Origin of the sequence: Pseudomonas sp. PS01270 (assembly GCF_029959775.1) — a bacterium.
Classification (GTDB): domain Bacteria; phylum Pseudomonadota; class Gammaproteobacteria; order Pseudomonadales; family Pseudomonadaceae; genus Aquipseudomonas; species Aquipseudomonas atacamensis.
Genome location: NZ_JASCPT010000231.1, coordinates 1 through 3,479 on the forward strand (window position 1 = coordinate 1; position 3,479 = coordinate 3,479).

1 protein-coding gene is annotated in these 3,479 nt (G+C 61.3%); it reads right to left on the minus strand.

The window, feature by feature from the left end; all coding sequences use genetic code 11:
- Window positions 1-90 precede the first annotated feature (90 nt).
- Window positions 91-2,790 carry a magnesium-translocating P-type ATPase gene (gene mgtA, locus QMX86_RS27645; RefSeq protein WP_282387702.1) on the minus strand — a complete coding sequence of 900 codons (2,700 nt, stop codon included), beginning with the start codon at window positions 2,788-2,790 and terminating at the stop codon, window positions 91-93.
- Between the last annotated feature and the right edge of the window lie 689 nt (window positions 2,791-3,479).

A 3,479-nucleotide genomic window follows, 5' to 3' on the forward strand; every position in this document is an offset into this window, starting at 1 on the left:
CGAAGGGGCTATACCAGTCAGAGATGTACTGACTGACACGGCGCCTTCGCGAGCAGGCTCGCTCCCACAGGGGAAAGCACTCCATGGCGGTTATTGCCAGCCGAACCGGCGGATGTAGAAGCCTTTAACGGCTTGGGTCAGCGCCATGTACGCCAGCAGAATCACCGGCAGAAACACGAAATACAGCGACGGCAGCGCCTGCAACTTGAAGTAATGCGCCAGCGGGCCCATGGGCAGGAAGATGCCGACCGCCATGATGACCCCGGTCATCACCATCAGCGGCATGGCGGCGCGGCTTTGCAGGAACGGGATCTTCGGCGTGCGGATCATGTGCACGATCAGCGTCTGGGTCAGCAACCCGACCACGAACCAGCCGGACTGGAACAGCGTTTGGTGATCCGGCGTGTTGGCGTCGAACACGTACCACATCAAGGCGAACGTCGTGATATCGAAGATCGAACTGATCGGGCCGAAAAACAGCATGAAGCGCCCGACGTCAGCCGGCTGCCAGCGCTGCGGCTGTTTCAGCATCTCGTCGTCGACGTTATCGAACGGAATGGCGATCTGCGAAATGTCGTACAGCAGGTTCTGTACCAGCAGGTGCATCGGCAGCATCGGCAGGAACGGGATGAACGCGCTGGCAACCAGCACCGAGAACACATTGCCGAAGTTGGAGCTGGCAGTCATCTTGATGTACTTGAGCATGTTGGCGAAGGTGCGCCGCCCTTCGAGCACGCCCTCCTCCAGCACCATCAGGCTTTTTTCCAACAGGATGATATCCGCCGCTTCCTTGGCGATGTCCACCGCGCTGTCCACGGAAATGCCGATGTCGGCGCTGCGCAGCGCCGGCGCGTCGTTGATGCCGTCGCCCATGAACCCGACCACATGGCCGTTGCCCTTGAGAATGCCGACGATGCGCTCTTTGTGCGATGGCGTGAGTCTGGCGAAGACGTTGGTCGTCTCAACCGCCACGGCCAGTTCGGCATCGCTCATGCGCTCAATGTCATTGCCCAGCAGCAAACCCTGTGGGGCGAGGCCGACCTCACGGCAGATTTTCGCCGTCACCAGTTCGTTGTCACCGGTCAGCACCTTGACCGCTACGCCATGCTCGGCCAAGGCCTTGAGCGCTGGCGCGGTGCTTTCCTTCGGCGGATCGAGGAACGCCACGTAACCGATCAGCGTCAGTTCCTGCTCATCGGCCAGGCTGTAAATCTCGCGCCCTGCTGGCATTGAGCGAGCCGCGACCGCCACCACGCGCAGACCTTCAGCGTTGAAGACGCCGGTGACTTGGCGAATCCGCGCCAGCAATTCATCGCTCAAGACTTCATCGACCTCGCCGTGACGCACCCGACTGCACACCGCCAGCACTTCTTCCACCGCGCCTTTGCAGATCAGTTGATGGGGCTGACCGCGGCCCTCCACCACCACCGACATGCGCCGGCGATTGAAGTCGAACGGGATCTCATCGACCTTGCGAAACATGCTGCCGACTTTCAGTTCGCGATGGACTTCCACGTGTTCGAGCACGGCGACATCCAGCAGGTTTTTCAGGCCAGTCTGGTAGTAGCTGTTGAGGTAGGCCAGTTCCAGCACAGCGTCAGAATCCTCACCCCAGACATCGACATTACGCGCGAGAAAGATCCTGTCCTGAGTCAGGGTGCCGGTCTTGTCGGTGCACAGCACATCCATGGCGCCGAAGTTCTGGATCGCGTCGAGGCGTTTGACGATGACCTTTTTGCGCGACAGAAACACGGCACCTTTGGCCAGGGTCGAGGTGACGATCATCGGCAGCATTTCCGGGGTCAGGCCGACGGCAATCGACAGCGCGAACAGCAGCGCTTCACTCCAGTCGCCCTTGGTGAAACCGTTGATGAACAGCACCAGCGGCGCCATGACGAACATGAAGCGGATCAGCAGCCAGCTGACCTTGTTGACGCCCTGCTGAAACGAGGTCACCGCGCGGTCCGTCGCGCCGACCCGTTGCGCCAGCGCACCGAAGTAGGTGCTGTTGCCGGTGGTGAGAATCAGTGCAATCGCGCTGCCGGAGACGACGTTGGTGCCCATGAACAGAATGTTGTCCAGCTCCAGCGGGTTACGCGTGTCGCGATCGGTCTGCCGGGTGAATTTTTCCACCGGCATCGATTCACCGGTCATCGCTGCCTGGCTGACGAACAGGTCCTTGGCGCTGAGCACGCGGCAATCGGCGGGAATCATGTCGCCGGCCGAGAGTACGATCAGATCGCCGGGCACCAGTTGCTTGATCGGCAGCTCCCGGCGTGGGCCATCGCGGCGCAGCACCGTGGCGGTGTTGCTGACCATGGCTTTGAGCGCATCGGCGGCCTGATTGGATTTGCTCTCTTGCCAGAAGCGCAGCAGCGTCGACAGCACCACCATGGAGAAAATCACCACGGCCGCCTTGAGGTCTTCGGTCAGCCAGGAGATCACCGCGAGTAAGGTCAGCAGCAGGTTGAACGGGTTTTTGTAGCAGTGCCACAGATGGGTCCACCACGGCAGCGGCTGCTCGTGTTCGACTTCGTTAAGGCCGTGTTGCGCGCGCAGTACATCGGCCTCGACCTCGGTGAGCCCCTCGCCGTGCGTGCCCAGCGATGACAGCAACGCAGCGCTGTCTTCATGGGCGGCAGCGACCAGCGTGTTGGCCAGCGTCGGCGGCACTTCACGGCTGACCGTGGTGTCATTGATCGAATCCAGCAGCGCCAGACGACGGAAGTGCCGGGCGATGTGGCGGCTGCGCAGAAAGCCTGCGAAAAATTCCTTGAGCGTGAGTTTCATGGCTGTGTCCCCTGTGGTCAGCCGAGTAACCGTCGAGCAGGTACCGCCGCGCCCTGGCACCGGGAAAACCGGCACGGCAAGGCGTGGCACGCCGGTCGGGAACGACAGGCGTGTCGATAGGCTGCGATGACGACTGAGGTCGCCATCACGCTTGGTTCAGCGTCGATGAGAAGGACGTCGAGACACGTTCCAGAACTGGCCGTGCACGGGATGCCGCTGCTCGCTGTTACGGCGAGACAACGGCAGGGAAAGGCTGCGCGTTATCTTGCCGAGAATCTGCCGGTGATCGAGACCGGCCGACAACTGTCACTCGAACAAGTACCCACTGTGGGTCTCCGCAATTGATGAAAACGCGCGCAGCTTACGCCCGCAGCTAAACGGCTGGAAGAGGTGTTTTCGGGGAATGTGGGGGGTGTTCAGGAAGGGTTCAGAATTTCCCCGCGATCGTTCCTGCGCTCAGCGTAGGAACGCCTCATCGGACGCTCCGCGTTCGGCTTCTGAAATGGACGCGGAGCGTCCCGGGCTGCATGCCCACGCAGAGCGTGGGAACGATCATATGTGGGGCTTTCCATGGCCCCTTCGCGAGCAGGCTCGCTCCCACATTCTGGCCTGCGTTCACAGAACCATTGTGGGAGCGAGCCTGCTCGCGAAGGGGATATGTCAGACAATGCAGATTCAGCTGGCAGTCG